At 69.8% G+C, this 25,939-nt stretch carries 19 protein-coding genes and 1 tRNA gene; 8 read left to right on the forward strand and 12 right to left on the reverse strand.

What is annotated here, in order from left to right:
- The first annotated feature begins 320 nt into the window (after positions 1 to 320).
- The 6 genes from ACFU8W_RS29260 (at position 321) to ACFU8W_RS29285 (ending at position 7,115) form a co-directional block, all read left to right on the forward strand.
- Positions 321 to 803, forward strand: a complete 483-nt coding sequence (locus ACFU8W_RS29260; protein ID WP_006380568.1) for a CarD family transcriptional regulator — start codon at positions 321 to 323, stop codon at positions 801 to 803.
- A 290-nt stretch (positions 804 to 1,093) separates the two neighbouring features.
- The gene (gene ispD, locus ACFU8W_RS29265) at positions 1,094 to 1,840 is read left to right on the forward strand and encodes a 2-C-methyl-D-erythritol 4-phosphate cytidylyltransferase (protein ID WP_326792607.1); all 747 of its coding nucleotides are present in this window, start codon (positions 1,094 to 1,096) and stop codon (positions 1,838 to 1,840) included.
- Positions 1,830 to 2,327, forward strand: a complete 498-nt coding sequence (gene ispF, locus ACFU8W_RS29270; RefSeq protein WP_037692876.1) for a 2-C-methyl-D-erythritol 2,4-cyclodiphosphate synthase — start codon at positions 1,830 to 1,832, stop codon at positions 2,325 to 2,327. Before ispD ends, ispF begins: the two co-directional genes overlap by 11 nt.
- A gap of 527 nt (positions 2,328 to 2,854) precedes the next feature.
- Entirely contained in the window at positions 2,855 to 4,258 is a 1,404-nt protein-coding gene (gene cysS, locus ACFU8W_RS29275; protein ID WP_384043258.1) for a cysteine--tRNA ligase, read from the forward strand.
- A gap of 80 nt (positions 4,259 to 4,338) precedes the next feature.
- Positions 4,339 to 5,295 carry a 23S rRNA (guanosine(2251)-2'-O)-methyltransferase RlmB gene (rlmB, locus tag ACFU8W_RS29280; protein ID WP_384043261.1) on the forward strand — a complete coding sequence of 319 codons (957 nt, stop codon included), beginning with the start codon at positions 4,339 to 4,341 and terminating at the stop codon, positions 5,293 to 5,295.
- Positions 5,296 to 5,498: 203 nt separating this feature from the next.
- Positions 5,499 to 7,115, forward strand: a complete 1,617-nt coding sequence (locus ACFU8W_RS29285) for a DoxX family membrane protein (RefSeq protein WP_384043265.1) — start codon at positions 5,499 to 5,501, stop codon at positions 7,113 to 7,115.
- 62 nt (positions 7,116 to 7,177) lie between these two features.
- Here ACFU8W_RS29285 and ACFU8W_RS29290 read toward each other — a convergent pair whose 3' ends face one another.
- The 3 genes from ACFU8W_RS29290 to ACFU8W_RS29300 form a co-directional block, all read right to left on the reverse strand.
- Complete coding sequence (locus ACFU8W_RS29290; RefSeq protein ID WP_384043268.1) at positions 7,178 to 7,888, reverse strand: NDP-sugar synthase; 711 nt, start codon at positions 7,886 to 7,888, stop codon at positions 7,178 to 7,180.
- 35 nt (positions 7,889 to 7,923) lie between these two features.
- Positions 7,924 to 8,337, reverse strand: a complete 414-nt coding sequence (locus ACFU8W_RS29295) for a hypothetical protein (protein ID WP_345512330.1) — start codon at positions 8,335 to 8,337, stop codon at positions 7,924 to 7,926.
- Between the two features lie 231 nt (positions 8,338 to 8,568).
- A complete protein-coding gene (locus ACFU8W_RS29300) occupies positions 8,569 to 9,705 on the reverse strand; it encodes a sn-glycerol-3-phosphate ABC transporter ATP-binding protein UgpC (protein WP_345512329.1) in 1,137 nt (378 codons plus the stop codon).
- 346 nt (positions 9,706 to 10,051) lie between these two features.
- On the opposite strand from ACFU8W_RS29300, the gene ACFU8W_RS29305 reads away from it, so the two are divergent.
- Positions 10,052 to 10,125: transfer RNA gene (locus ACFU8W_RS29305), tRNA-Thr, on the forward strand.
- 620 nt (positions 10,126 to 10,745) lie between these two features.
- The gene (locus ACFU8W_RS29310) at positions 10,746 to 12,329 is read left to right on the forward strand and encodes an ABC transporter substrate-binding protein (RefSeq protein ID WP_384043272.1); all 1,584 of its coding nucleotides are present in this window, start codon (positions 10,746 to 10,748) and stop codon (positions 12,327 to 12,329) included.
- Between the two features lie 120 nt (positions 12,330 to 12,449).
- Here ACFU8W_RS29310 and ACFU8W_RS29315 read toward each other — a convergent pair whose 3' ends face one another.
- The 9 genes from ACFU8W_RS29315 to ACFU8W_RS29355 all read right to left on the reverse strand — a co-directional run.
- Positions 12,450 to 13,868: a DUF6177 family protein gene (locus tag ACFU8W_RS29315; RefSeq protein ID WP_384043275.1), complete on the reverse strand. Its 1,419-nt coding sequence runs from the start codon at positions 13,866 to 13,868 to the stop codon at positions 12,450 to 12,452.
- A 70-nt stretch (positions 13,869 to 13,938) separates the two neighbouring features.
- A complete protein-coding gene (eccCa, locus tag ACFU8W_RS29320) occupies positions 13,939 to 17,913 on the reverse strand; it encodes a type VII secretion protein EccCa (RefSeq protein ID WP_384043278.1) in 3,975 nt (1,324 codons plus the stop codon).
- 37 nt (positions 17,914 to 17,950) lie between these two features.
- Entirely contained in the window at positions 17,951 to 19,327 is a 1,377-nt protein-coding gene (locus ACFU8W_RS29325) for a MinD/ParA family protein (protein WP_384043281.1), read from the reverse strand.
- A gap of 54 nt (positions 19,328 to 19,381) precedes the next feature.
- Entirely contained in the window at positions 19,382 to 20,722 is a 1,341-nt protein-coding gene (gene eccD, locus ACFU8W_RS29330; protein ID WP_384043284.1) for a type VII secretion integral membrane protein EccD, read from the reverse strand.
- 105 nt (positions 20,723 to 20,827) lie between these two features.
- The gene (locus tag ACFU8W_RS29335) at positions 20,828 to 21,139 is read right to left on the reverse strand and encodes a hypothetical protein (protein WP_384043287.1); all 312 of its coding nucleotides are present in this window, start codon (positions 21,137 to 21,139) and stop codon (positions 20,828 to 20,830) included.
- 568 nt (positions 21,140 to 21,707) lie between these two features.
- On the reverse strand, positions 21,708 to 21,890 hold the full coding sequence (locus tag ACFU8W_RS29340) for an Imm49 family immunity protein (RefSeq protein WP_384043290.1): 183 nt from the start codon (positions 21,888 to 21,890) through the stop codon (positions 21,708 to 21,710).
- An 8-nt stretch (positions 21,891 to 21,898) separates the two neighbouring features.
- A complete protein-coding gene (locus tag ACFU8W_RS29345) occupies positions 21,899 to 22,549 on the reverse strand; it encodes a pentapeptide repeat-containing protein (protein WP_384043293.1) in 651 nt (216 codons plus the stop codon).
- 290 nt (positions 22,550 to 22,839) lie between these two features.
- A complete protein-coding gene (locus tag ACFU8W_RS29350) occupies positions 22,840 to 23,700 on the reverse strand; it encodes an immunity 49 family protein (protein WP_384043295.1) in 861 nt (286 codons plus the stop codon).
- Positions 23,701 to 23,710: 10 nt separating this feature from the next.
- Positions 23,711 to 25,939: hypothetical protein (locus ACFU8W_RS29355; protein WP_384043298.1), on the reverse strand; the 2,229-nt coding region annotated here is incomplete at its 5' end.

Genomic DNA, 25,939 nt, shown 5'->3' on the forward strand with positions numbered 1-25,939 from the left:
TGATCAATTCTATTGACCATCGGCACTTACGTCCGTACGGGTGATCGATCTCCGAACGGAGTATGGAAAGTTCACCATCTGGAATCCGGCAAACCGGGACGTTCGGTCACTTCGGAGGGGGTTCGGACGTGTGTGACGTACGTGTTTCAGCCCGCCCGTACAGCCGCTCCGACCTGCGATTACCGCCTTCCCGATCCCTTCCGCAGCACGTTCGTGTTGCTGTTGTCAAGCCCCGAGATATGCCCTGACCTGCGAAAACGTCATTCAGGAGAAGCTGTTCTCGTGTTACTCTTGATAGCCACGGAAGGGGTACCTGTCACATGACGTTCAAGGTTGGCGACACCGTGGTCTATCCCCATCACGGGGCCGCGCTGATCGAGGCTATCGAAACTCGCCAGATCAAAGGCGTGGACAAGACCTACTTGGTGCTCAAGGTCGCCCAGGGTGACTTGACGGTTCGTGTCCCGGCGGACAATGCCGAGTTCGTGGGCGTGCGCGACGTAGTCGGGCAGGAGGGCCTGGACCGGGTCTTCGAGGTGCTGCGCGCACCGTACGCCGAAGAGCCGACGAACTGGTCCCGGCGCTACAAGGCAAATCTGGAGAAGCTCGCCTCCGGCGATGTCATCAAGGTCGCCGAAGTCGTCCGCGACCTGTGGCGTCGCGAGCGTGAGCGCGGACTCTCCGCAGGTGAGAAGCGCATGCTTGCCAAGGCTCGCCAGATCCTGGTGAGTGAGCTCGCTCTCGCGGAGAACACGAACGAGGACAAGGCCGAGGCTCTGCTCGACGAGGTTCTCGCGTCCTGACCCGGATCGCACCGGTCGTAAATAAATGTGCCGCGGTGCCCGCTGACCAGCCGTATTCACGGTGTGTCGTCGGGCGCTGAGGCATGTCCGGATTCGGATCCGGCTATCCCATCGATACTTTGCTCGCGATCCTGTAAAGCCGACCCCGAGCAACCGCTGCGGCTTGCTCGAACTCGACCGGGTGTCACGGAAAGGGTCCCGGCCGAGTCAAGGCGTCGCGCCCGGCTCGCTTGTGGCCATACCCATGTCGGCCGTGGAAACAAACATGCTGATGCTTCGGAGTGCAACCGATGTCTGATCAATCGCGTCCGTACCGCACCGCCGCGGTGATTCCCGCCGCCGGCCGAGGCGTACGGCTCGGCCCGGGCGCCCCCAAGGCGCTCCGCGCGCTGAGCGGCACGCCCATGCTCATCCATGCGGTACGGGCCATGGCGGCGTCCCGGTCCGTCTCCCTCGTCGTCGTTGTCGCCCCGGCGGACGGCGCGCCCGAGGTCAAGAACCTGCTGGACGAACACGCCCTGCCCGAGCGCACCGACTACCTCGTCGTGCCGGGCGGCGACACCCGCCAGGAATCGGTCGGCCTCGGCCTCGCCGCGCTCCCCGAGGACATCTCCGCCGTCCTCGTCCACGACGCGGCACGCCCGCTGGTGCCGGTCGACACCGTGGACGCGGTGATCGAGGCCGTACGCGACGGTGCGCCCGCCGTCGTCCCCGCGCTGCCGCTCGCCGACACCGTCAAGGAGGTCGAGCCCGGCGCGCCCGGCGACCCGGAGCCCGTGCTCGGCACGCCCGTACGGGCCAGGCTGCGCGCCGTGCAGACCCCGCAGGGATTCGACCGGGACACTCTGGTCCGCGCCCACGAGAGCGTCGCCGTCGACGGCGACGGCGCGACCGACGACGCGGGCATGGTCGAACAGCTCGGGGCGCCCGTCGTGGTCGTACCCGGGCACGAAGAGGCATTCAAGGTGACCCGGCCGCTGGACCTGGTGCTGGCCGAGGCGGTTCTCGCGCGCAGGAGGGCGAACGATGGGTTCTGAGCACGCGCCGGTGATTCCGCAGGTCGGCATCGGCACGGACATCCACGCCTTCGAGGAGGGCCGCGAACTGTGGTGCGCGGGCCTGCTCTGGGAGGGCGAGGGCCCCGGCCTCGCCGGCCACTCCGACGCCGACGTCGTGGCGCACGCCGCCTGCAACGCGCTGTTCTCGGCCGCCGGGCTCGGCGACCTCGGACAGCACTTCGGGACGGGGCGCCCCGAGTGGTCCGGCGCCGCGGGCGTCACGCTGCTGACCGAGGCGGCGCGGATCGTACGGGCCGCGGGGTTCGAGATCGGGAACGTCGCCGTACAGGTCATCGGCGTACGACCGAAGATCGGCAAGCGGCGCGACGAGGCGCAGAAGGTGCTGTCGGCTGCGGTGGGCGCCCCGGTCTCGCTCTCGGCCGCCACATCGGACGGCCTCGGGTTCACCGGCCGTGCGGAGGGGCTCGCGGGGCTCGCGACGGCGCTGGTCTACCGGGTGGGCTGACCGTGCGGGGCCCCTGGGCGGGGCGTTGCGTGGTGTGGTGCCCCGGTCCGGGGTGGCCGGTTCCGTCCTCGATCGCCGGACGGGCTTGAGGTGTCGGCCTGGGCCCTGGTGGCACGGTCGCCTGCCCTGGTGGGTGGTGGTCCGGGGCCCCTCCGGGGTGTCTCCTCGAACGACGAACGTTCGGCGGGTACGCGGGGGAGCCCGGGTATCCGTTCGTCGTCCTGCGGGGACTCCCCTGCACGGCCCCGGACCGGCCGTCGCGCGTCCGCGGCCATGCGTTCCACCGGGTCGCAGACGCGGGTGATGCCTGGGTGGGGCCGCCAGTCCTGAGGAGACGCCCCGGAGGGGCCCCGCCCACCACGCACCGCACAGTGCGGCGGCGCCCCCGGGACACGGCGCCGAAAATCCAGCCCGTCCGGCGATTGAGGACAGGGACGCCAGGCGCTTTCGGACGCGGACAACACGAACTTGTTCCGCTAGCCCCAAGGGGGCACTGTGCACAGGTGCGGGCCCACTACCCTTGAGGGGTGACTATTCGCCTGTACGACACCAGCGCCCGGCAGATCCGTGACTTCGTCCCGCTCACGGCGGGCTGCGTCTCGATCTACCTCTGTGGCGCGACCGTCCAGGCCGCCCCGCACATCGGGCACATCCGGTCCGGGCTGAACTTCGACATCATGCGCCGCTGGTTCGCCTACCGCGGCTACGACGTCACGTTCATCCGGAACGTCACCGACATCGACGACAAGATCATCGGGAAGTCGGCCGAGCAGGGCCGTCCCTGGTGGTCGATCGGGTACGAGAACGAGCGCGCGTTCAACGACGGCTACGACGCTCTCGGCTGCCTCCCGCCCACCTACGAACCGCGTGCCACCGGCCACATCACCGAGATGATCGAGATGATGCGCGGCCTCATCGAGCGCGGTCACGCCTACGAGGCCGACGGCAACGTCTACTTCGACGTGCGGTCCTTCCCCGGCTACCTGGAGCTCTCCAACCAGGACCTCGACGACCTGCGCCAGCCGTCGGGCGAGGGCGAGACCGGCAAGCGCGACCAGCGCGACTTCGCGATGTGGAAAGCGAGCAAGCCGGGCGAGCCCAGCTGGGAGACCCCCTGGGGCCGCGGCCGCCCCGGCTGGCACCTGGAGTGCTCCGCCATGGCGCACAAGTACCTCGGCACCGCTTTCGACATCCACGGCGGCGGCATCGACCTGATCTTCCCGCACCACGAGAACGAGATCGCCCAGGCGAAGGCCTTCGGCGACGAGTTCGCGAAGTACTGGGTGCACAACGGCTGGGTCACCATGTCCGGCGAGAAGATGTCGAAGTCGCTCGGCAACTCGGTGCTGGTCAGCGAGATGGTCAAGGCGTGGCGGCCCATCGTGCTGCGCTACTACCTCGGCACCCCGCACTACCGGTCGATGATCGAGTACAGCGAGGAGGCACTGCGCGAGGCGGAGTCCGCGTTCGCGCGGATCGAGGGCTTCGTCCAGCGGGTCATCGAGAAGGCCGGCGGCGAAGTCGTGGCCGCCGCCGAGGTGCCGCCCGCGTTCGCCGAGGCGATGGACGACGACCTGGGCGTCCCGCAGGCGCTCGCGATCGTCCACACCACCGTCCGGCAGGGCAACTCCGCGCTCGCCGCCGACGACAAGGAAGCGGCAGTCGCCAGACTCGCGGAGGTCCGCGCGATGCTCGGCGTCCTCGGCCTCGACCCGCTCGACGAACAGTGGGCGGGCGAGAGCGACCGCGGTGACGATCTGCACGGGGTCGTCGACACGCTCGTACGCCTCGTCCTGGACCAGCGCCAGTCGGCCCGCGAGCGCAAGGACTGGCCCGCCGCCGATGCCATCCGCGACCAGCTCAACCAGTCGGGCCTCGTCATCGAGGACAGTCCGACGGGCCCACGGTGGACGCTCGGCCCGCGCCAGTAGTCCACCCATGTGCCGCCCGGCGTTCCGGGCGGCACACTTCACTTACATACGCATGTCTGAAGCAACGAAACAGGTAGGTCATGGCCGGGAACAGCCAGCGCAGGAACCGCCGCACGTCCAACAAGAAGGGCATGCAGGTCGGCAGCGGCGGTAACCGACGCCGTGGTCTCGAAGGCAAGGGACCGACGCCGCCCGCCTCCGCCCGCAAGGGACACAAGAAGAACCGGATCGCCAACGCCCAGGCGAAGCAGGCCGTGGCCCGTCGGCCCGCCCCGCGGCGCGGCGGCGCCAAGGGCACGTCCGAGATGGTCGTGGGCCGCAACCCGGTCTACGAGGCGCTGCGCGACGGCGTCCCGGCGACCACCCTGTACGTCCAGCAGTACATCGACAACGACGAGCGGGTGCGCGACGCGCTCCAGCTCGCCGGCCAGCGCGGCAACATCAACCTGATGGAGGCGCCGCGCCCCGAGCTCGACCGGATGACGAACGGCCTGAACCACCAGGGCCTCGTCCTGCAGGTCCCGCCGTACGAGTACGCGCACCCGGAGGACCTCACTGCCGCCGCGTACGACAACCACGAGGACCCGCTGATCGTCGCCCTCGACGGCGTCACCGACCCGCGCAACCTCGGTGCGATCGTCCGCTCCGTCTCCGCGTTCGGCGGCCACGGCGTGGTCGTGCCGGAGCGGCGTGCGGCCGGGATGACGGCGGGCGCCTGGAAGTCCTCCGCGGGCACGGCGGCCCGTACGCCGGTCTCCCGGGTGACGAACCTGACGCGCGCCCTGGAGGGCTACCAGAAGGCCGGGATCACGGTTGTCGGCCTCGCCGCGGACGGCGAGCACACCGTCGAGGACCTGGACGCCCTCGGCGGTCCGGTCGTCATCGTCATCGGCAGCGAGGGCAAGGGCCTGGGCCGTCTCGTCGGCGAGACCTGTGACTACCGGGTCCGCATCTCGATGCCGGGCGGCGCGGAGTCGCTGAACGCCGGCGTCGCCGCGGGCATCGTGCTCTACGAGGCGGCTCGGCGCCGCGTCTGACCGGGACGACTCCCGGACGGGCCCGAGACCGGCCCGTCCGGGAGCCCGCACTGCCGGACGGCAGCGCAGGGCTCCGACCTCGGCAGACGTGTCGGCACCGAGCGCCGCGCGCACCCCGGCCTCCGCACCGCCCGGGTCTGTTGACGGGTCTCGGACACATCGGGGCCGTCAGGCAGTGTCCTAATCACACATCACTCGGTTAGATGAGTGTGGACACCAGAACGCCTCGGTTCGACGAACTACCCGCCCTGAGCATGGCCAAGGTGGACTGCGACCCAGCGCAGGTCATCGTCAACCACGCCAGCTTCCGGGTGCAGCTCGCCCCCGGCCAGCGCGCACGGGTGCGCGGTGCCGCCCCCGCGGGGTCCGTCAGGGTCCCCGCCATGAGCGGCAGCGGGGCGGGACGCGGCAGGCGCTCGCCCGTCGTGTGGAGCGGAAAGTCCGCCCCCGGCGCCACCGGACTCCTCCAGGCCGTCCGGAACTCCACCGCGGTCGGCCTCGACGGCGGGTACGGCCCGTACGGCGACGAGTTCGACACCGGCTCGGGCGCCACCCAGGTCATCCCGCGCCTGGACGAGACCCAGCCCACCCCCGTCATCCCCGCCCCCCACCGCTCCGGCGGCCGCCACGGCAGAGGCCCGCTGCTTCCCCCGATGCGACAGGCGGTCGGCGCCTACGACGCCGTCGACACCGGCGCGTACGACCATGAGCCGTACGAGGACGACGAGTTCGACCGGACCGTCGGGAGCAGGTCGCAACGGCACAGCGCCGACACCGTCCGCCACGCGTACTACCCCGGACGCCGGATGAACCTCGGGGTCGTACTCCTGCCGATGCGGGTGTTCCTCGGCTTCATCTCCATCTACGCGGGCATGGGCAAACTCTGCGACCCCGTCTACTTCGACGGCGGCGAGCGCGGCTCCATGGTCAAGTGGCTGACCTCGCTGCACCCTTGGGGACTCGCCGAACCGCTGCGGGACTTCGCACTCTCGCACCCGGTCGGCGCCGGACTCACCGTCGCCTTCCTCCAGGTCATCGTCGGCGTCCTCACCGTCCTCGGCCTCTGGCAGCGGGTCGCCGCCTCGGTCGGCGCCCTGCTCTCCGCCGCGCTGCTGGTCACCGTCAGCTGGCGGACCGTCGCCGTCTACGACGCACCGGACATCATCTACCTCGCCGCGTGGAGCCCGCTCGTCATCGCGGGCGCCCCCGTCTACTCCGTCGACGGGCGCCTGGCCGGCGAGGCATGGCGCAGGCTCGGCCCGCGCTCTGCGATCTGGGACCTGCGCCGCCGGGTGCTGCGCCGCGGCGCCGTCGTCGCCACCGTCGTCGTCGGGCTCACCCTGCTCATCGGGTCGATGCTCGGCGGCGCCGTCCGCTCCTCCGAGGTCGTCACCGTGCCCGGACCGAACGACAACCCGACCAACCAGCTGCCCGGCTCCCCGCTCCCGCAGGAGTCGGGCAAGGGCAGGGCCTCGCGCAGCCCCGCCGGACAGAAGCCCTCCCCGTCGCGCTCCAGCGCCGCTGCCACGCCCTCCGCACAGGCGTCCACGCCGGCCACGGACAGCGTCCGCGAGTCCGGCCGGACCGCCGGCTCCGGCGCCGGACAGCCCAGCCGGACCCAGGGCACCGGGCAGCAGCCCCCGCAGCGGACGACCCCGCAGCAGCCCCCGACGACCAGCGCCGGACCGGGCTCCTCCGGCTCCACCGGCACGGGCGGCGGCTCCGCCGGTGGTGGTTCGACCGGCGACGGCTCCACGGGCTCGACCTCCGGCGGCACGTCGGGCGGCGGCCGTAATCCGATCGGCGGCCTGCTCGGCTGAACCGCACGCCACGCGGGGAGGGGCGGTGACCGGAACTCCGGTGACCGCCCCTCCCCGCCGTGCTACCGACCGTCCAGCTCCTTCGCCGCCTCGGCCAGGTCCTTCGCCGTGTCGATGGCCCGCCAGTACGCCCCGTGCGGCAGCGGATACCCGGCCAGCCGACGCTCGCGGGCCAGCCGTGGGAACGTCGTCCGCTCATGGTCGCCGCGTTCCGGCAGCAGCGCCGTGAACGCCGGCGAGAAGACGTACACACCCGCGTTGATCAGATACGGGGACGGCGGCGACTCGATGAAGTCGATGATGTGCCCGAACGCGTCCGTCTCCACGGCACCCCACGGGATACGGGGACGGGCCAGAGCCAGCGTGGCGGTCGCATCGCGCTCCGCATGGAACGCGGCCATCTCACGCAGCGAGAAACGGGTCCAGATGTCGCCGTTGGTGGCGTACCAGGGCTCCGACGGGTCCGGCAGCCGGGCGGCGGCGTACCTCAGGCCGCCGCCGCGGCCCAGCGGCTCCGACTCCACCACAGTGGTCACCCGGAGCGGCAGGACGGCCTCCGCGAGCCACTCCTGGAGCACCTCGGCCAGATGACCGCACGAGACGACGGCATCGGTCACGCCCTCGGCGGCCAACCAGGAAAGCTGATGGCCGATGATCGGCGTCCCGGTGCCAGGGATCTCGACCATCGGCTTGGGGCGGTCATCGGTGTACGGGCGCAGCCGCGATCCCTGGCCACCTGCCAGGATCACGGCCTGCGTCGGATACGTATGCATGCCGGGCACGATAGGCCGTGCCCGGGCCGGGCCGGTCAGCTGAACTGCGCGACACCCGAGGCGAACGACGTGTCGCAGACCGGGCGGGAGAACCGGTGTGCCCGCGTCGGACCGTACTGCTCGACCGCGGCGCGGCCCAGCGCCCTGGCGATCGACATGCAGTGCCGGGCGAGCGAGGGGCGCCCCTCGACGGCGCGCTGGAGGTCCGTCAGCGCGACGCCCGGGTCCTTCTCCTGAAGCTCCACGAGCAGCCGGTCACGCAGGACATCCTGCGGGGCGTGCGACGTGGCGTGCTTCGATACGGTCCGAGCCGACGCGGTGAGGACCTGCGACTCGGAGTTGTGCGCTGCCCACGGCACACGGGTGACCGCGAGAGTCCCGGAGAGGACCATGACGACGGGCAGGACGAGAGCGAGAGTTCGGCCGATGCGGCGCGCGGTGTGGGTCACGCAGCGAGCGTAGCGGGCAGTGATGAATCGACGACATTGCGTCACCCCTGCGGGGGATGGTTCGAGGGTGCTTTTCGAATCCCGCGTTGACGACCGCCGGTGAAATGACCGAAGTACCAGGGTATTTGCCGAAGATGCCGGACGCCCGGGCTCAAACCCGTACACGCGCTTCGGTACGCGGACGGCCCCGCACCACGAGGGGTGCGGGGCCGTCGTACGGCGTGTGTGACGTCAGTCGGTGAGACGCTCACCCGTCGAGGTCGAGAAGACGTGCAGCTCGTCCGGGCGCGGCACGACGTGCAGCGTGGTGCCCTTCTCCGGCACGGCGCGGCCGCCGACGCGGACGACCAGGTCCTTGTCCGCACCGCCGACGCGCGCGGAACCGTAGACGAAGCCGTCGGCGCCGAGCTCCTCGACGACGTTGACCGAGACGGCCAGACCGGCCGGGGCGTCGGCGCTGTCCTTGGAGAGCGACTTGGCGGCGGCGCCGCCGTGCTCGACGATGTCGAAGTGCTCCGGGCGGATGCCGACCGTGACCGTGGTGTCACCCTTGTCCGCTGCGGCGGTGAGCGCCTCGCGGGAGACCGGGACGACGCTGTTGCCGAACTTCACGCCACCGTCGGTGATCGGGACCTCGACCAGGTTCATGGCCGGGGAGCCGATGAAGCCGGCGACGAAGAGGTTGGCCGGGCGGTCGTACATGTTGCGCGGCGAGTCGACCTGCTGCAGCAGACCGTCCTTGAGGACCGCGACGCGGTCACCCATGGTGAGGGCCTCGACCTGGTCGTGCGTGACGTACACGGTCGTGATGCCGAGGCGGCGCTGGAGCGACGCGATCTGCGTACGGGTGGAGACGCGGAGCTTGGCGTCGAGGTTCGACAGCGGCTCGTCCATGAGGAAGACCTGCGGCTCACGCACGATGGCGCGGCCCATCGCGACACGCTGACGCTGACCACCGGAGAGCGCCTTCGGCTTGCGGTCCAGGTAGTCGGTGAGGTCCAGCATCTTGGCGGCCTCTTCGACCTTCGCCCGGATCTCGGTCTTGTTGATACCGGCGATCTTCAGCGCGAAGCCCATGTTGTCCGCGACGGACATGTGCGGGTAGAGCGCGTAGTTCTGGAACACCATGGCGATGTCCCGGTCCTTGGGCGGCAGGTGCGTGACATCGCGGTCACCGATGCGGATCGCGCCGCCGTTGACGTCCTCGAGACCCGCGAGCATGCGCAGGGAGGTCGACTTGCCGCAACCGGAAGGACCGACGAGGACGAGGAACTCACCGTCCGCGATGTCGATCTCGAGCTGGTCCACGGCGGGCTTGGTGGAGCCGGGGTAGATGCGGGACGCCTTGTCGAACGTGACACTGGCCATGCTGAATCTTCTCCTCCACCGGCAGGAACGTGCCGGACGATCCGAGTAAGGGAGTGGTCTGGTCCACCTGGGTGAACCTTCCGCGACGCTACCTGGCCATTTCGAATCTGTCAGTAGTTCGCGGGCGACGGAAATCTCGCATCGGGACGTGGCGGGTGGAACAACGCGCCTCCGGTCTCGTGCACGTGGGCGGAGCCACGGAGTCCGTTCCCGCAGGAGCTCCACAGGCATGTCGGCCGACGGTCGATGGCCGAGTGGTCACGGGTGTGGAAGAACTTCGTGGATCAGGAGTCGGGCCGCTGTGTAGAGTGAGGGAGCTTGCGCGCGCGGCTTTGCTGTGCGCGTTGCCTCCTTAGCTCAGCTGGCCAGAGCAACGCACTTGTAATGCGTAGGTCGTCGGTTCGAATCCGACAGGGGGCTCGGAAGAACCCCAGGTCACACAGCCCGTGACCTGGGGTTTTCTGCTGTCCGAGGCGTGGTGGGGCACGTGGTTGGAGCAAGGTCCTGTTTTTTCGTTTTCCTCGTCCGTTGGCCGTGGCTCCCGAGCCCCCGTCCCGGACACCGTGACCGGCCCCGGCGGGCGATCGTGCAGAGCGGTGGACGGCTCGTGTTCGAGCCGAAGACACCGGTTGGCGGCCGGACCGCCACCAACTACCGGGGGAATAAGGAGGGGCTGTCACCCCGCCTTTATGATCAGGCGACAACATGCTCGCCTCCCTGGTCCGGATGCGCGGAGCATCCACGCGTCTGGAGGGGGACCGCGGACGGAGGCTGGCCACAGCAACGACTGCACCCGGTTCGCTGCCGTGATGGAGGAGTTCCGGATGCCTCGGTACCGGCCCGGGACAGCGGCGGGTCCGGCCCGACCGGGTCCTGGGCGGCAAGGGCTACAGCTCCAGGCCCATCCGGACCCGGATCAGGCGGCGGGGCAGCGGCCACACCATCCCCGAACGGGCCGACCAGATCCGCAACCGACGGTTCCTGATCAATCCCGGCCGCGCAGGATGCCGCGCGGCCGACAGAGAGCACGAGGCAGTTCTGTGAACATACGCAATCGATGGACGAGCGCTCCCATCGGGGCCGGTCTCGCGGTGGCCCTGCTGGGCGGCTGCGACTTCCAGTCCGGAGGAGACGCCGCCGGGCCCGGCGGCTCGATCGTCGTGGGCATGTCGGACGACGTCCTGGCCGCGGATCCGGCCTCGGGCTACGACCCGGGGTCCTGGCTGCTGTTCAACAATGTCTTCCAGTCCCTTCTCAGCTTTCCCCGCGGGGAATCGACCCCTCGGCCGGAAGCGGCGAAGTCCTGCTCGTTCGAGGACGGCAGCAGGGTCTACCGGTGCACTCTCCGCGACGGCCTGACCTTCAGCAACGGCGACAGCCTCACCTCCGAGGACGTCAAGTACTCCTTCGACCGGGCGATCAGGATCGACGACCCGGGCGGCCCCGCGCCGCTGCTCTCCACGATCGAGAAGATCACCACTCCGGACGCGCGAACGGTCGTCTTCCAGCTCAACGTTCCCGACGCCACCTTCCCCAGCAAGATCGCCTCGGGCGCCGGCTCCATCGTGAACCACCGCGAGTACCCGGCGGACAGCCTGCGCAAGGACGGCAAGGCCGTCGGGTCGGGTCCCTACAAGCTGAAGTCCCTCGACAAGTCGAAGGCCGTCTTCTCGGTCAACTCCAGCTACCGGGGCACAGCGCGGGTGAAGAACTCGGGCATCACCCTCGACTTCTTCCGGGGCGACCAGAAGAAACTGGCGTCCGCACTGCAGAAGGGCGACATCGATGTCGCCTACCGTGGTCTGACGGCGCGGGACATCTCCCGGTTGGAGGAATCCACCGCCGCGGCCGACAAGGGTATCGACGTCGTCGAAGGCACCAGCGCCGAGGTGCAGCATCTGGTCTTCAACATGAAGGACCCGGTGGTCCGACAGCTTCCCGTGCGCAAGGCCATTGCGTACCTGGTCAATCGTGACGCTCTCGTCAGCCAGGTCTACCACTCGACGGCCACCCCGCTGTACTCGATCGTCCCGGCCGGCATCACGGCCCACAACACCGCGTTCTTCGACAAGTACGGTGGGAGCCAGCCTGCCAAGGCCGAACAGGTGCTGCGCAGCGCGGGCATCACCGACAAGGTGAAGCTCACGCTGTGGTCCACGCCGAGCCGCTACGGCCCCGCCACCGACGCCGAGTTCCGGGCGATCGCCCAGCAGCTCAATGCGAGCGGACTGTTCGACGCGGACGTCAAGTCCCTGCCCTTCGACCAGTACGAGAAGCAGATAGCGGCCGGCAAGCTCGGCGTCTACGTGAAGGGCTGGGTCCCGGACTACCCCGACCCGGACAACTTCACCCAGCCGTTCTTCGGCAAGGACAACGTCCTGCAGAACGGCTACGTGAACGACGACATCACCGGCCGGATCATCCCCGACGCCGCCTCCCGGGCCGAACGGGGCACCACCGAGAAGGCCTTCAACGAGCTCCAGGACGACGTGGCCGAGGACCTGCCGATCCTGCCGCTGTGGCAGGGCAAGCAGTATGCCGTGGCGTACGACAACATCTCCGGCCTGGAGTGGACCTTGGACGCCTCGACCGTCTTCCGCTTCTGGGAGATCAGCAAGTACTAGTGCCGGGAGGGGCACTGGGCTTTCTGTCCGTCTTGAAAGCGCGAGGGCCTTCCGGTCCGGTGGGGATGGCGACATCCGCACCGGCGACCGGGAGGCCCTCGCGCTTCACCACGATGGCGGTCAGACGCCCTTCAGATGGCGCATCAGGCGTTCGAAGTCCTGCCAGCCCGACAGGTCCGACGGGTCGCCCGGCAGCGGGTAGTACAGCGCCGGGCGGGTCTTCGGGCCGAGCTGGACCGGGGGTTCGGACAGCGGGGTGCGGCGGGCGCGGTCGCCGGGCATCTCGCGGACCTCCTCGGCGCCCAGCACGAAGGCCAGGGGGACTCCGGGGCCCTCGAAGCGGGGCGGCACCGCCAGGTCGCGGCGGGCCTTGCGGATCTGGACGAGCATCGACTGGAGGTGGTGGCGGGTGGCGAGGATCTCCGCGGCCCTGGGCAGGGCGTCCAGCGGCATGTCCTCGTCGGGCCCGTAGCCGAGCGCCAGGGTGACGTCCTCCTCCACGCCGCCCGTCGTCCGGCTGATCCGGACCGTGGCGAGAGCGGGTCGGTCCGGGCTGCCGACCACCACGGCCCAGGTCGGCTGGGGCGCCCGGTCGTAGGCGACATCGGTCAGTTGGCGCAGAGACCAGGGCAGGTTGGCGGGTTCCGCGGTGCCCCAGCCTGCCGGGGCTGCGCCGGTGAGCTCGCGCCACACCGCCTCGATGGAGCCGCCGAGAACGAGGCGCTCGTCGGCGGGGTGAACGGTGCGGAATGTGACGGCCAGTTGGCGCTCACCGGTGTCGGCGACCTCCTTGAACGACGCGGCCACCGGGGTGCGCGGGTCCTCGGGCGTGGCGTCGGCTGCCTCGACCGGTGCGAACAGGCCGTTCTGCCAGCGCAGCACGGCCCCGGACAGCCCGTCGTAGTAGCCGTCCCGTTCGTCCTGCACGACCCAGCGCGACGGCCAGCCGGGGAGGCTGCCCCGTACGGCGGGGGAGAGCGTGACCCCCGGGGCGGTGACGATCTGGAGGCCGAGCTCGGCGTTCGCGGTGGCCCGGAAGGCGTCGGAGAGCCAGGCCGTCATCGCGACCACCGGGCGGTCCTGGATGACGACCGCGACCTTGTCGGTGAGGGCGTCGATGGCGGGCTGTGCGGCGGCGGGCGTGGGTGCGACGCTGACACCGTCGGTCTTGACCACGGCGATGGAGCGCGCGACCTCCGGCGGCCAGGCGGAGCCGCCGGCCAGGGCGACCAGTCGGGCGGCGAAGGTGCCCGCGATCCGTTCGGCCTCCTCGACGCCGGTGGTGGCGCGTGCCTCCGTCCACCAGAACGGGACCTCGGGCGAGGTCGCCCCGAGGAGCCGCTCCGCCTCACCGGCGACCTGGACGAGCAGGGGTGCCTCGACGGAGACGAGCGGCCGGCCCTCCGTGTCGCAGAGCTGCACGACGGCGTCCTCGCCGACCGTATCCACCAGCTTGTCGGGACCTCCGGAGAGCAGGCCCGCGATCACGCTGAGCGGATCGGGCATTCTCGGGGTGAGGGCGATGACGTCCTTGGTCATGTGGTCGTCCGGTCCTTCGTCGTCCGTGGCGTGGTGTGTTCTGCGTGGTGCGGCCGTCGTGACGGGTGTGTCACTCGGTGGTGTACACGGTCTGGATCAGGCGGTTCGACTGGCCCCTGCGGATGAGGACGCCGCGGCCCGCGGGCTGCTGGGTGGCGTACACGCCGGGGAACAGCTGGCCTTCGCTGCGGTCGCCCGCCATGAGGATCGCCGAGGCGCCGGACTCGCGCAGGCCCTGCACCAGGGGTTCGTACATGCCGCGCGAGGCACCGGCGACGCGGCGGGTCAGCACGAAGTGCAGCCCGATGTCGACCGCGGACGGGATGTACGGCAGGAACGGGGCGAGTGGGGCCAGCCCCGCGGTGGTCAGCACGTCGTAGTCGTCGACGAGGACGACGATCCGTGGTCCGCTGCCCCAGCTGCCGGGCTCCAGGTCCTCGGTGTCCGCGCTGTCGTCGGGCAGCCGCTTCTCCAGCTCGGTGGCGATACCGGCGGCGAGACCCGCGCACATCTTGGCGTTGTACGCGTAGCCGCCGCGGAACTCCTCGGGGATCGCGCCGCGCAGTCCGCGGCGCGGGTCCATGACGGCGAAGACCAGCTCGTCCTCGCTGTAGCGCTCGATGAGTCCGCCGGCGATGGTCTTGAGGAGGTTCGTCTTGCCGCACTCGCTGTCGCCCATGACCAGCAGGTGCTGGTCGTGGTGGAACAGGTCGAGCAGTACGGGCGCGAGCGCCGTCTGGTCCAGGCCGATCGGTACCCGCTTGGGCTCGGCGACCGGGCCCGGCAGGAGGTGCGGCTCCAGGATGTGCGGCAGTACCCGTACCGGCTGGGCGACGTCGCCGCTCCAGGTGGCACGGATCGTGCGGGCGGTGCGCTCCAGGACGGCGCCCAGGTCCGAGGTGTCGGCGAGCCCGTCCGTGCGGGGGAGCGCGACCTGTGTGAAGAGCTTGCCGTCGGTGAGGAGACGGCCGGGCTCGTCGGGTGCCAGGGTCTGTGCGAGCTTGCGGTCGATGCTGGACTCGCTGGGGTCGTTCAGGCGCAGTTCGACGCGGGTGCCGAAGTTGGACTGGGTGGCGATGCGGACGTCGTTCCAGCGGAGCATTCCGGCGACGACGTGGATGCCGTAGCCGCCGCCGCGCTTGAGGATGTCGACGACGGCGTCGTCCAGCTCCTCGAAGTCGTCGCGCAGCGCGCCGAATCCGTCGATGACGAGCACGATCTCGGCGGAGGCCAGTTGCGGCAGCCGGCCCGCCGCGTGCAGGGTACGCAGCTGCTCGACGGAGTCGATGCCGTGTTCGCGGAAGAGGTCCTCACGGACCGCGAGGGCGCCCCGTACCTCTTCCACGGTGCGTCCGGCGCGCTCACGGTCGGCGCGGCCTGCGACGCCGCCGACGTGCGGCAGGTCCGCCAGCGCCTGGAGACCGCCTCCGACGAGGTCGAGGCCGTAGATCCCGACTTCCTGCGGGGTGTGGGTCAGTGCGAGGGAGAGGGCGAGGGTGCGCAGGAGGGTCGTCTTGCCGGACTGCGGGCCGCCGATGACGGCGGCGTGGCCGCCTGCCACGGTGAGGTCCAGGTACCACTGGCCCTGCCATTGCTTGGTGGGGTCGTCGAGCAGGCCGAGCGGTACCTGGAGGGGGCCGCGGCGCTTGGCGAGCTGCATGCCGCGCGGGCCGACGTCCAGGGGGCCTGCGACCTTGTCCAGGGAGATGGCGGAGGGCAGAGGGGGCAGCCAGATGCGGCGTACCGGATCGGCGGCGTTCTGCAGCTGGTCGACGATGACACCCATCTCGGTGGGTCCGGTTTCGCGGCGTCGGACCGTGGGCTCCCGGTCGCCCGTGTTCTCGTTCTTGGCAAGGGTGTTGAACGCCTCGTACTCGAGGGCGAGGGGTCCGGACTCCGCTTCCTCGGCGCGCTGCACGGGACCGCGGTAGGCGCCGGAGACGTAGCTCGCCTTGAAGCGCTCGTAGTGGCTGGTGTCGACCTTGAGGAAGCCGAAACCGGGCAGCGGCGGCAGGTGGAAGGCGTCGGTGGTGTCCAGCACTGTGCGGGACTCGTCGGCGGAGAATGTCCGCAGGCCGAGCCGGTACGAGAGGTAGGTGTCCAGGCCCTTGAGCTTGCCGCCTTCGATGCGCTGGCTGGACAGCAGCAGGTGCACACCGATGGACCGGCCGATACGGCCGATGGACAGGAACAGGTCGATGAAGTCCGGCTTGGCGGTGAGGAGTTCACCGAACTCGTCGATGACGACGAACAGGTGGGGCAGCGGGTCCAGGTCGGGCCGCTTGTCGGCGCGGAGCGCGGCGTAGTCACCGATGTCGGCGACGTTGCCGGCGTCCTTGAGGACCTGCTGGCGGCGTTTGACCTCGCCGGCGAGCGAGGCGTGGACCCGCTCGACGAGGCCGGCCTGGTTCTCCAGGTTGGTGATGACGCCGGCGACGTGCGGCAGGTCCGCGAACGGGGCGAACGTGGCACCGCCCTTGTAGTCGACGAGGACGAGCGCCAGGTCCTCGGGCGGGTGGGTGGCGACGAGGGCGAGGACGAGGGTGCGGAGCAGTTCCGACTTGCCGGAACCGGTGGCGCCGACGCACAGCCCGTGCGGGCCCATGCCGAGTTCGGAGGACTCCTTCAGGTCGAGGAGGACCGGTTCGCGGGAGTCGCTGACGCCGATCGGCACGCGCAGGAAGGAGCGTTCGCCGCGCGGTGCCCACAGGTGGGACAGGTCGAGCCGTGCCACGTCGTCGATGCCGAGCAGGTCGGCGAAGTCGACGGGTCCGGACAGCGGGGCGTCGACGAGCGATTCGGCGGCCAGACGCAGTGGTGCGAGCATCCGGGCGAGACCTTCGGCGAACGGGATGCTGACCTCGTCGACGGTGCCGTGGGCGCTGATCGGCTCCTGCTCGCGCAGGTCCTCGATGAGTACCTGGTCGCCGTCGACGGTGATGCGTACGCCGACGTGTCCCGGTTCCTGGATGCGTTGTTCGAGCAGGTGCAGCATGGTGACGCCCATGTCGCGCAACCCCACCGCGTCGTCGGGGCACGGCAGGTCCACGGCGTCCTGGCCGTGTCCGTCGGCCACGACGAGGAGGCGCGACGTCATGGACAGGGCGTCCTTGCCGGACAGGCCGCGGCGCACCTCGGCCGCGTACGAGGCGCGGCGGCGCAGTTCGGCGCCGATCTGCCGGGCGAGCTGGGGCGCGGACGGGGCGATGCGGCGGGCGGCGACGGGGCCGTCGAGCTGTTCGGTGTCGAGCAGATGCGGCATCCACTTGGCCCATTCCCAGTCGGCCAGCCGGTCGCCGGGCACGGCCAGTGCCATGGCCACGTCGTCGGGGGCGTGGGTCGCGGCGGTCTGGACGAGCAGGGCGCGGGCGACGCGCAGGCAGTCCTCGCGGGGGCCGATCACGCTGACGTTGCCGACGCGGTCGAGTGGGACGGTGAGCGGGAGTTCGGTGCCGGTACGGAACCGGGCCATCAGGGCCGACGCCTCGTTGAGCATGAAGCGGTCGGGCGGTGTGAGGACCGAGGAGCCCTGCTGGGCGACCTTCAGATCGCGTACGGGCATCTCACCGGTGCCGACACGCACCCGCAGGAAGTCGCCGTCGGCACGGCGGCGCTCCCACAGCCGGGCCGGGTCGCGCACGATGTCGTACAGGGCGTCCGGCGGCGGGGTGAGGATCTCGGTCCGCTCGCGCCGCTCGCGTTCCTCGCCGGAGAGTTCCTCGCGCAGGTCCTCCAGATAGGCGAGATACGCCTCGCGCTGGGTACGGCGGGTGCGTTGCGCCTTGCCGCGCTGCGAGAAGACGAGCGCGACGGATCCGATGACGGTGACGACGAGGATGATCGCACCGAGCCCGGCGAACTGACTGTTCCGTACGACGGTCATCATCACGACGGACGACATGACGCCGGCGACGGGCAGCAGCGACATCGCGATGTTGCCCGATTTCCCCTCGGGGAGGTTGGGCGGTGCCTCGATGGTGCGTGCCTCGGAGGGGGCCGCGGGCCGGGTGGTCCTGGCCGGGCGGTGGATCAGTCGGGTACTCATCGGCGTCCGTCACTCACGGTCGGGCTCGGCATCTGGGTCAGTGGCGCTTCTGGGAGAGCTGGAAGACGTCCGCGGCGAGGCGGGTGGCGGCTTCCCTGGTCGAGTGGGCGAGCAGCTCGGTACGGATCAGGCCGCCGGCCGCCAGATGCCGGTCGTACGGCAGGACTTGAACGCTTGCCCCGGTGGACTTGAGCTTCTCGGCGGCCTCGGCGAGGTCGAGTCCCGGGTGCGGCACGAGCTCGGTGAGGACGACGACCGTGCCGGCGATCACATGCTTCGGAAGCCCCTGCATCCACTGGAGCACCGAGTACGTGCTGGTGACGCCCTCCAGCGTGGCGGGGGCGGTCAGAATGCGGGCCTGGGCGGCGGAGAGCGCGACGCGGGCGACCTCGGCCGGCAGTGTCTCGCAGTCGACGACCGTGACCCCGAAGTAGCGGCGCAGCGAGACCATGACGCCCTCGTACGCCCTGCTGCCGAGCATCGCGCCGATCTGCCCCTGACTGCCCGGCAGCAGCCAGGCGTTGCCGGGGAGCTGGACGAGATAGCCGGTGATGTCGAGCAGTGACATCTGCGGTTCGACGATGTCCGCGAAGTCGCCGATGGTCCAGCGGAGCGATTCCGCGCCGAGCCGCAGCGGCAGCGAGCCGAGCGCCGGGTCGGCCTCGACGACGAGGACCGGGTCCTGCCGGTAGTGCGCGTACGTGGTGCCGAGCAGTGCGGCGACGGTCGTCTTGCCGGCGCCTCCCCGGATGGAGGTGACGGCGATCTGCCGTCCGGTCGTCACGGGTTGCTGGAGTACCTCGGCGACCCGGGTGATCTCGGCGACCTCCTTCGCGGCCGACGAGGAGACGGTACGGCGCACGGCGCGGGTGGCACGCGAGGCGAAGGACTGCCCGTGTCGCGGCTTGCGTCCGGCGGTGACAAGGCTCTTGTCCACGACGGGCCGGGAGTCGGGGGTGCGGTGGGCACTGGTGGAGGGGGTGTAGGCGGCCTGGGGCTGCTGCCCCTGGTACGGCTGAGCGTGTTGCGCCTGGGCCTGGGCCTGTTGTGTCTGGTACTGCTGGGCCTGGTACTGATCCGCCTGATACTGCTGTGTCTGCTGGGCTTGTTGTCCCTGCTGGGCCTGGTACTGCTGTGCCTGGTACTGCTCCTGCTGTTGGTACTGCTGCGCCCGGTACTGCTCCGCCTGCCGGTACTGGTCCGCGGGGGCGGCCTGGTGGCCGGGGTGCTGCACCGGCGGGTACCCGTAACCGGCGTCCGGCGCGGGTGCGCTCTGCGTGGGGAAGCCGGGGCCGGCGGGGGCACCCTGCGGCTGTCCGGCGGGGCCCTGCGGGCCCTGCTGCGGCGTGCCCTGCGGGGTGGCGCCGCGCAGGTCGCGCAGCACGTCACCCTGCCAGTTTTCTGCGTTCGGCATGTCAGCCCTTCTTTTTCCGCCCTGCTGCCCCGCTCGGAGCGCCTGAGCGTCGACTCAGAACTTGTTGAGCAGCTGTCCGTACAGGCCGAACGCACCGACGGCGAGCGGGAAGAGCCCCACGACGCCGATGGACTCGACCAGGTCGCCCATGCGCCGCAGCCGGACCTGCACATGCTCGGGCGGCTGCACCGCCAGAACGAGCAGCGGCAGGAGCGCGGCCGCGCACAGTACGGCGAGCGGTCCGGCGCCGCTGGAGTGGTGCATCCACACCATCACGAGGCGCACGACGAGAACCGCGGAGGCGGCGAAGAGCGCCACGACCTCGGCGACGAGCGGGAAGGCCCGCGCCCGGGAGAGCAGGACGAGGGCGACGAGGGAGGGAAGCGCCATGGTCCACACCGTGGGCGTGTCCGCCTGGGTGAGCAGCCAGCCGCCGGCCGTCGCGGAGACCGCGGTGACGGTCGTGGCGAGAGCGAGGCCGCGGTGCGTGGCCGCGAGCGCGTTGCCGACCTGGTGGCGGCTGACGGAGATGCCGCCGGAGCGGCGGTCGTCGAGTGCGGTGAGCCCGGAGGCCATCAGAGCGAGCCGGGGCAGCAGGCCGAGCAGTACCACGGAGAAGACGGCCATCACGGCGCCGAGCCGGGACAGGTCGCTCTGGACGGCGGCGACGGCCTCCCACACCACGGTGATCGCGGCGGTCGCCGCGGCGCCGATGAGTCCGCCGCGGCCGAGCGGCGAGAAGTAGCCGAGGAGCAGGAGCACCACGACGAGCGCGGCCGCGACGGCGGCGAGCCGTGCGGTGCCCGGCCAGTCGTAGGCGTCGGCGGCGGTCCAGGCGGTGAGGATGCCGAGCCCGCCGGAGGCGAGCAGGAGCGCGGTGGCGAGTCCGAGGTTGCCCTGGCCGATCCTGGCGACGAGCGCACCGGCCGCCAGGAGGACGAGCGTGACCGCGACGAGCGCGCCCGCGAGGGCGCCGAGCTCGAACTCCTGACGGGCCAGCAGTGCGGCGACGACGGCGAAGGTGACGGTTGCCACGCCCGCGCTGGCCCGGCGCGCGGCGGGACGCCAGCGCCACGCCTGCAGGTCGAGGTCGTCGGCCACCAGATCGGTGACGTCGTGCACGACCGGGGCGGGCGGCGCGGAGTGGGCACGGACGAGGCGGAGCACGGCGCCGTCCGCGACCTCGGCCGAGGACAGGGTGCTGTCGTGCGGCAGCGCGGAGCCGTCCGATGTGATCAACTGCCGTGTCATCGGGCGTGATGCGGCCCGGTCGTCGAGCAACTGCAGTATGTCCGGGAGCAGTTGACCGATCGGGGTGTCCGAGGGGAGGACGATGTCGGCCCGGCGTCGCTCGCCGACCAGGGTCACCCGGCTCAGTTGAGCCCGGGAAGTCATTGTTGTGCTCACCACTTTACGGGAACCTATCGTCGCGACATTGAGGACGGGGGCGGACCGGACGTGCCCATGCGGTTGCTCACGGGGGTCGTCGGGCGGTCGGGATCAGGATGAACCTGGGCTGGATGTACCGGACTTGTCCGGTTTCCCGGTCGGCGTCGGCTGCTCGTACTGCTGTTCCTGGCGCTGCTGCTTCTCCTGCTCGGCCTTCTGCTTCGCCAGCGTGTGCTGGAGGAAGGACCATCCGATGCATCCCGCGCACAGGACGGCCGCGATGGCGATCCCGGCGAACACCTTGCCGAGCCGCTCGTCCGCCGTGCGTCGCGACCGCTGCACGCCGAACAGCAGCGCGTCCCGCATCCTGCGGCGGCGTACCGCCACCGACTCCAGAAGCTGGCTGTCGTAATCCCGTGCCATCAGTCGTCCGCTGCCTCAGTCGTCCGTTGCCTCAGTCGTGGTCGGTGAACCGTCGGTCTCCGGCCGGAGGGGTTCCCGTACGGCGGAACCGGTCCGCGTCGGCCGTTGCGCGAGGCGCGTAAGGCGTCGTACGTCCCCTGTGTGAACGTTGCCTCGTCGAGCCACTGTCTGCGTGTGTTGCGGCATACGGATTCCCCCTTGCATTGCCTCCGCAACATAAGGCATGGACAAGTCAGCAGTACAACCCGGATCCGGGAGTGGGACAGACCCCGGACAATCAGGAAGGGGAGCCAAAGGACAGGAATCAGGGCGATACAGGCGAGAGGCCGCCGACTTGGCGACAGCTGGATCGAGCGGGGTATTCGTCGAACTCCGCGCGGGAAGGTTCCCCACCTCGCCGTCGACGTCGATACGGCACCGCAGGGGCCCCTCGGCCGCGGTGCCTGCGGCGAACCGCGCGGTGCCGGCCTGCGTGGCCGTGACCCATGCCTCCCAGGCGTGGAACATCTCCGCTGCGGGGTCCGCCACGCGGTACCACTGCGCTGCACCGCGTGCTCTCCCGTGGGGCTCAGGTGGGGAATTCGCCGAGCCAGCTGCGCTGGAGGAGGTGCTTGGGCAGGTAGGCGGACTCCACCAGGAGAGGGATCTCGCCGTCGTGGGCGAGGCAGGCGATGGCAAGGGGTCCCAGAGCGATACGGCCATCAGGATCCTTGGCCTGATCCTCATCGGCGGTCCAGTAATGCCGGGGCACTCGGACAATCACTGCGTTCCGGCTCGCGAAGGAATCACCCTCACATTCCCGTTCCTCTCGCGAATCCACTGCTCGAGGTCGCCACCGCCCAGTTCCTTGGTGCCTTCTTCAGTAAGAACTTCGACCGGGCCGAAAACTGTTCCTGAGAAGCCGTTCAGGATGGTGTTCTCGTCGATCTTGACCTTGAAGGAGTTCTCGTCCGCCACCGCATTCGTCAGATCGGCCCCGCAGAGGTTCACGTCCAACAGGGATGCACCCATCAGTCGCGTACCGCGAAAACTCGCCCCCGAGGCATCGACGTCGTAGAGCGAAGCCTTGACGAGGTCGGCCCTGTCAAGAGTTGCACCCCGGAGCGTCGCATCGTCGAAGTTTGCCCGCACCAGCGAGGCGTTGGTCAGGTTCGCTCCGGAGAGATCGGCTTCCTCGAGATCTGCACGGTAGAAATCTGCTCCAGCCAGGTTCGTACCGACCAACCTGGCCTCGGTGAACCATGATTCGGAGAAGTTTCCGCCCGACAGGTCTGCGGCGCTGAAGTCGAGGCCCACGGCGTCGAGCCCTTTACCGTCCGATTCCTTCAGCCATTCGCGCAGTCGTTCGGCGGCGGCTCGGTCGGCAGGGAATTCGCGCGGCGCCCAGCCCTTACGGGTACGAGTTGACATTGCCATCCCCTGTTGTTGACGCGGCCTGACTCCTCGCTCGCGACGTCTTGTAGCGAGCCCAGGTCGGGAGTGCTGGGCTTGTGTTCTCCGTCGGGCCGACCGGCTCGCCAAGGGGTGGGTCGGGCAGTGTGGCGCTTCCCGAGCGCGGAGCTCCGCGAAATGTACAGCCGCACGCAGGTCTTTCTGGCGCTGTACGCCGTCCTTTTGATCCGAGTTCCGGCAGAGGCTGGAATCCCGCGACAATGTACTCGGCGGCGTCGAAGGCGGTCCTTAACAGCTGCGGGTGGGGCTCAGGTGTCGATTTCGCCGACCCAGCCGAACTCCAGGAGCTCCTTGGGCAGGTACTCGGACTCGACCTCGATCGGCATGCCGGCATCGCGGGCCAGACAGGCGATGGCAAGCGTGCCAAGGGCGACGAGGCCGTCACTGTTCGCCGACCGATCGTCGTCCGCGGACCAGTACTCCTTGTGCCACTTGAGGGCGTCGGTCAGAGCTTCGCTGAACTGCTCGGCATCCCGACTCAGGTAGCGGTAGAAGAGGATGATCGGCGGATACAAGATCTTGAGCATCAGCTCTGAATCGGCGTACTGGGCCGCTTCCGGGCTCGTGCCGTCAACCGCGGCAACCAGCTTGTCCCACGTGTCACCCCGGCTGGACCAGAAGCTCTGCAGAGTCTCCACCCACGCGTAGATGTACTCGTCGAACACGGCACCCGACTCACGCAGGAATGAGACAGGAACCTGGGTCAGCTCCGCCAGGCGCTCCTTCTCGCGGCAGATCACGGCCAGGTAGAAGGAGGTGACCCAGGTTCCCGCGTTCACGTGGGCCTGGGGCCCCGTAGCGGGGAGATTCCTCGTCTCTTCCCTGATCCGGCAGGACACACTGTCTTCGGTCGTGGTGGCCGCGGCGAACAGCGCGGAGCCGACCTGCATGGCGGTGACCCATGCCTCCCAGGTCTCGAACTTTGTTACCTGTGGGTCCGTCGCACAGCGCGACTTCGCGAGGGTCAGCATGGTATTCAGGGCCTGGCCACGGGCGATGTCCGACTGCTCAAGGCGCTCAAGCACCCAGCTCGCGGTCTCGTCGAGAACCGTAATCCCGCCGGCCATGTCGGCCACGGGGTAGTCATGGCGGTGAATGCTCGCGACCACTGACTCTCCTTTAGTTGATCTTGAAATGTTCGAGCATGGCCCCAGCGTACGTGCCCGTACTGTCATTGGCCTTGACCAGCACGTATTCCAGCTTCTGGCTATCCAGCGCCTTCATCAGCTCGAGCGCCAACTGACCATTGGTCACTGTGCGCCCCGCACTGTCCGTCACCGACTGCGTCGAGCGGCTCTGCATCTCGGCGATGATCGTCTGGACGTACTCCTTGGTGCCCTGCTTGACCATCATTCCGTCTGCAGCGCCACCTCCCTGCCGCCAGTCGAGCCTCGCTGATGGTGCCTTCGCCTCGACGATGAGATAGCTTCCGTCGCCGCGTTTGTAGAGCTGGTCGAACATGTTGGCGCCGTTGGGCGTCTTCGGGAGCGGGACATGCTGGGCGTCGGGGAACTTCTCGGGGACGACGTGGTACGCGGCCGCGTCCTCACCGAGCCTTTCGGCTATCGAGCTGTTGTTGGGCGTCTCGCCGAGCTGCTTGGCGTACGCTTCCTGCGCCTTGTCGAGGGTCTCCTGTGCCGCGGCGGACGGGTTCTTCTCGAACGTCCTCTCCGCATGGGTGAGATCCATGGAGACCTTGCGGCTCTTTGCTACATCGTCAAGGTGGGCGAGAGCCCCAGGACTGGCCGACTTCCGCGGGAGCGGCGTTTCATCGAACCTGATCTCGGACGGTCCGTGCGGCAGGTCGTACTTGGATATCCAGTTGCCGTTGCTGTCCTTGGCCAGGATGGGCAGCTCGACGCCGCTCTCTTTCGTGGACTTGTCCAATCGATGGCCCCGACTGTCGTAGTACTTCTCGAACCACGTCTTGTCGGGGTCGTTGGCCTTCCGGATGTGCTCGTCCTGGATCTGCTTCCGCTCGGCGGGGGTCAGCTCCCGCTCCCCGTTGTGGCCGCCGTTTCCGGTGCCCTCGTCCGCGTGGTTTGCGGGCGTGGCCCCGTCGTCGGCGACGTGGCCTGCGTCGTTCGAGCTATGGCCCGCATCGTCCGCGGTGTGTCCCAGGTCGTCCAGGCTGCCGGGGCCGATCGGGCCGTGGTCGCCGGTGCGGGGGAGCCCGTTGTCCGCGTTGGAGCCGCCGGGTATGTCGTGGCCTGTGGAGGGACCCGCGCCGGGGGGCTCGGTGCGGGGCCCCGGCACGTGGTCACCGACGCGGCTGCCGGGCGCGGCGTGGTCCAGGTTGTTGCTGGGCACATGGCCGCCGGGGAGGTTGTCGCCGGTGCGGCCGGTGGGCATGTGGTCGCCGACTCCGCCTCCGGGGAGGTGGTTGCCGACGTTGCCTCCGGGGAGGTTGTCGCCGATGTTGGTGCCGGGGAGGTTGTCGCCGGTGCGGCCGACGTCGCCGAGGTCATTGCCGAAGCTGTCGCCGAGGTGGATGGCATGGTCGCCGGCGTTGGCGCCGACGTGGGCCGTGTTGTCGGCGGTGTGGGCGCCCGCGCCGACCAGGGCCGGTTCCCTGTCGGGGGAGGGGGAGCCGGTGTGCGGGGTGTCCGGGGTGATGTCCGGGGAGGGTTCCGGGCGGGCGTCCGCGGCCTTTTGGACGATGTTGCCCTTGTCGTCGAGGAGATTGCCCTCGCCGTCGAAGTACTGGGCCGGTGCACCGGGCTCGGTGGGGAGTTTGGTGGCGCCTTCGGGCAGGACGGGCACGTCGTCGGGGAGCTTGATGTTGCCGTCGGGGAGCTTGACCGCCCCGTCCGGGATCGCTGCCCCCTCGGGCAGGTGTATGGCGCCGTCGGGCAGCTTGAGGGAGCCCTCGGGCAGCACGATCGCATCGTCGGGCAGCTTGGGGATCTCGATGTTGCCGATGCCTTTGAGGCCCTTGGTGATGTCGCCGATTTTGGAGATGCCGGCGCCTGCGCCCTTGGCGATGTAGGTCATGGGGTCGATGACCTTGCCGGCTTTGCCGGCGGCGGAGAGGACCTTGGCGACGGCGCCGGCTTTGCCGGCTCCGGCTGCTGCGCCGCCTGCGCCGCCGGTGAAGACGGTGGTCAGGACGTTGAAGGTGACGGCTCCCGCTGCCCGTCCGGGGTTCTTGCCCCATTCGTCCCAGGCGACCAGCGCCTTGCCGGTTTCCTTCATTGCGGTGCGGGAGTCGCGGAGCCAGGAGGGGAGTTTGTCGTCGGGGAGGGCCCAGAAGAGGGTGCTGGCGCCGGGGATGGCGCTGATGGCGAGGCCGGTGGCGAGTTGGGCGAGGCCTTTCCAGGCCTGGCCCATGGCGTCCCAGCCGCCGAA

This window comes from Streptomyces sp. NPDC057565, assembly GCF_042801455.1.
In the GTDB taxonomy this organism is placed as follows: Bacteria; Actinomycetota; Actinomycetes; order Streptomycetales; family Streptomycetaceae; genus Streptomyces; species Streptomyces yanii.

Coding starts and splice junctions, on each gene's coding strand:
- ACFU8W_RS29300 (WP_345512329.1), bottom strand. CDS start 9,705: ATGGCCAGTGTCACGTTCGACAAGGCGTCCCGCATCTACCCCGGCTCC.
- ACFU8W_RS29290 (WP_384043268.1), bottom strand. CDS start 7,888: ATGCATACGTATCCGACGCAGGCCGTGATCCTGGCAGGTGGCCAGGGA.
- ACFU8W_RS29335 (WP_384043287.1), bottom strand. CDS start 21,139: ATGGCACGGGATTACGACAGCCAGCTTCTGGAGTCGGTGGCGGTACGC.
- ACFU8W_RS29285 (WP_384043265.1), top strand. CDS start 5,499: ATGAGTGTGGACACCAGAACGCCTCGGTTCGACGAACTACCCGCCCTG.
- rlmB (WP_384043261.1), top strand. CDS start 4,339: ATGGCCGGGAACAGCCAGCGCAGGAACCGCCGCACGTCCAACAAGAAG.
- ispF (WP_037692876.1), top strand. CDS start 1,830: ATGGGTTCTGAGCACGCGCCGGTGATTCCGCAGGTCGGCATCGGCACG.
- ispD (WP_326792607.1), top strand. CDS start 1,094: ATGTCTGATCAATCGCGTCCGTACCGCACCGCCGCGGTGATTCCCGCC.
- ACFU8W_RS29325 (WP_384043281.1), bottom strand. CDS start 19,327: ATGCCGAACGCAGAAAACTGGCAGGGTGACGTGCTGCGCGACCTGCGC.
- ACFU8W_RS29315 (WP_384043275.1), bottom strand. CDS start 13,868: ATGACCAAGGACGTCATCGCCCTCACCCCGAGAATGCCCGATCCGCTC.
- ACFU8W_RS29345 (WP_384043293.1), bottom strand. CDS start 22,549: ATGTCAACTCGTACCCGTAAGGGCTGGGCGCCGCGCGAATTCCCTGCC.
- eccD (WP_384043284.1), bottom strand. CDS start 20,722: ATGACTTCCCGGGCTCAACTGAGCCGGGTGACCCTGGTCGGCGAGCGA.
- ACFU8W_RS29260 (WP_006380568.1), top strand. CDS start 321: ATGACGTTCAAGGTTGGCGACACCGTGGTCTATCCCCATCACGGGGCC.
- eccCa (WP_384043278.1), bottom strand. CDS start 17,913: ATGAGTACCCGACTGATCCACCGCCCGGCCAGGACCACCCGGCCCGCG.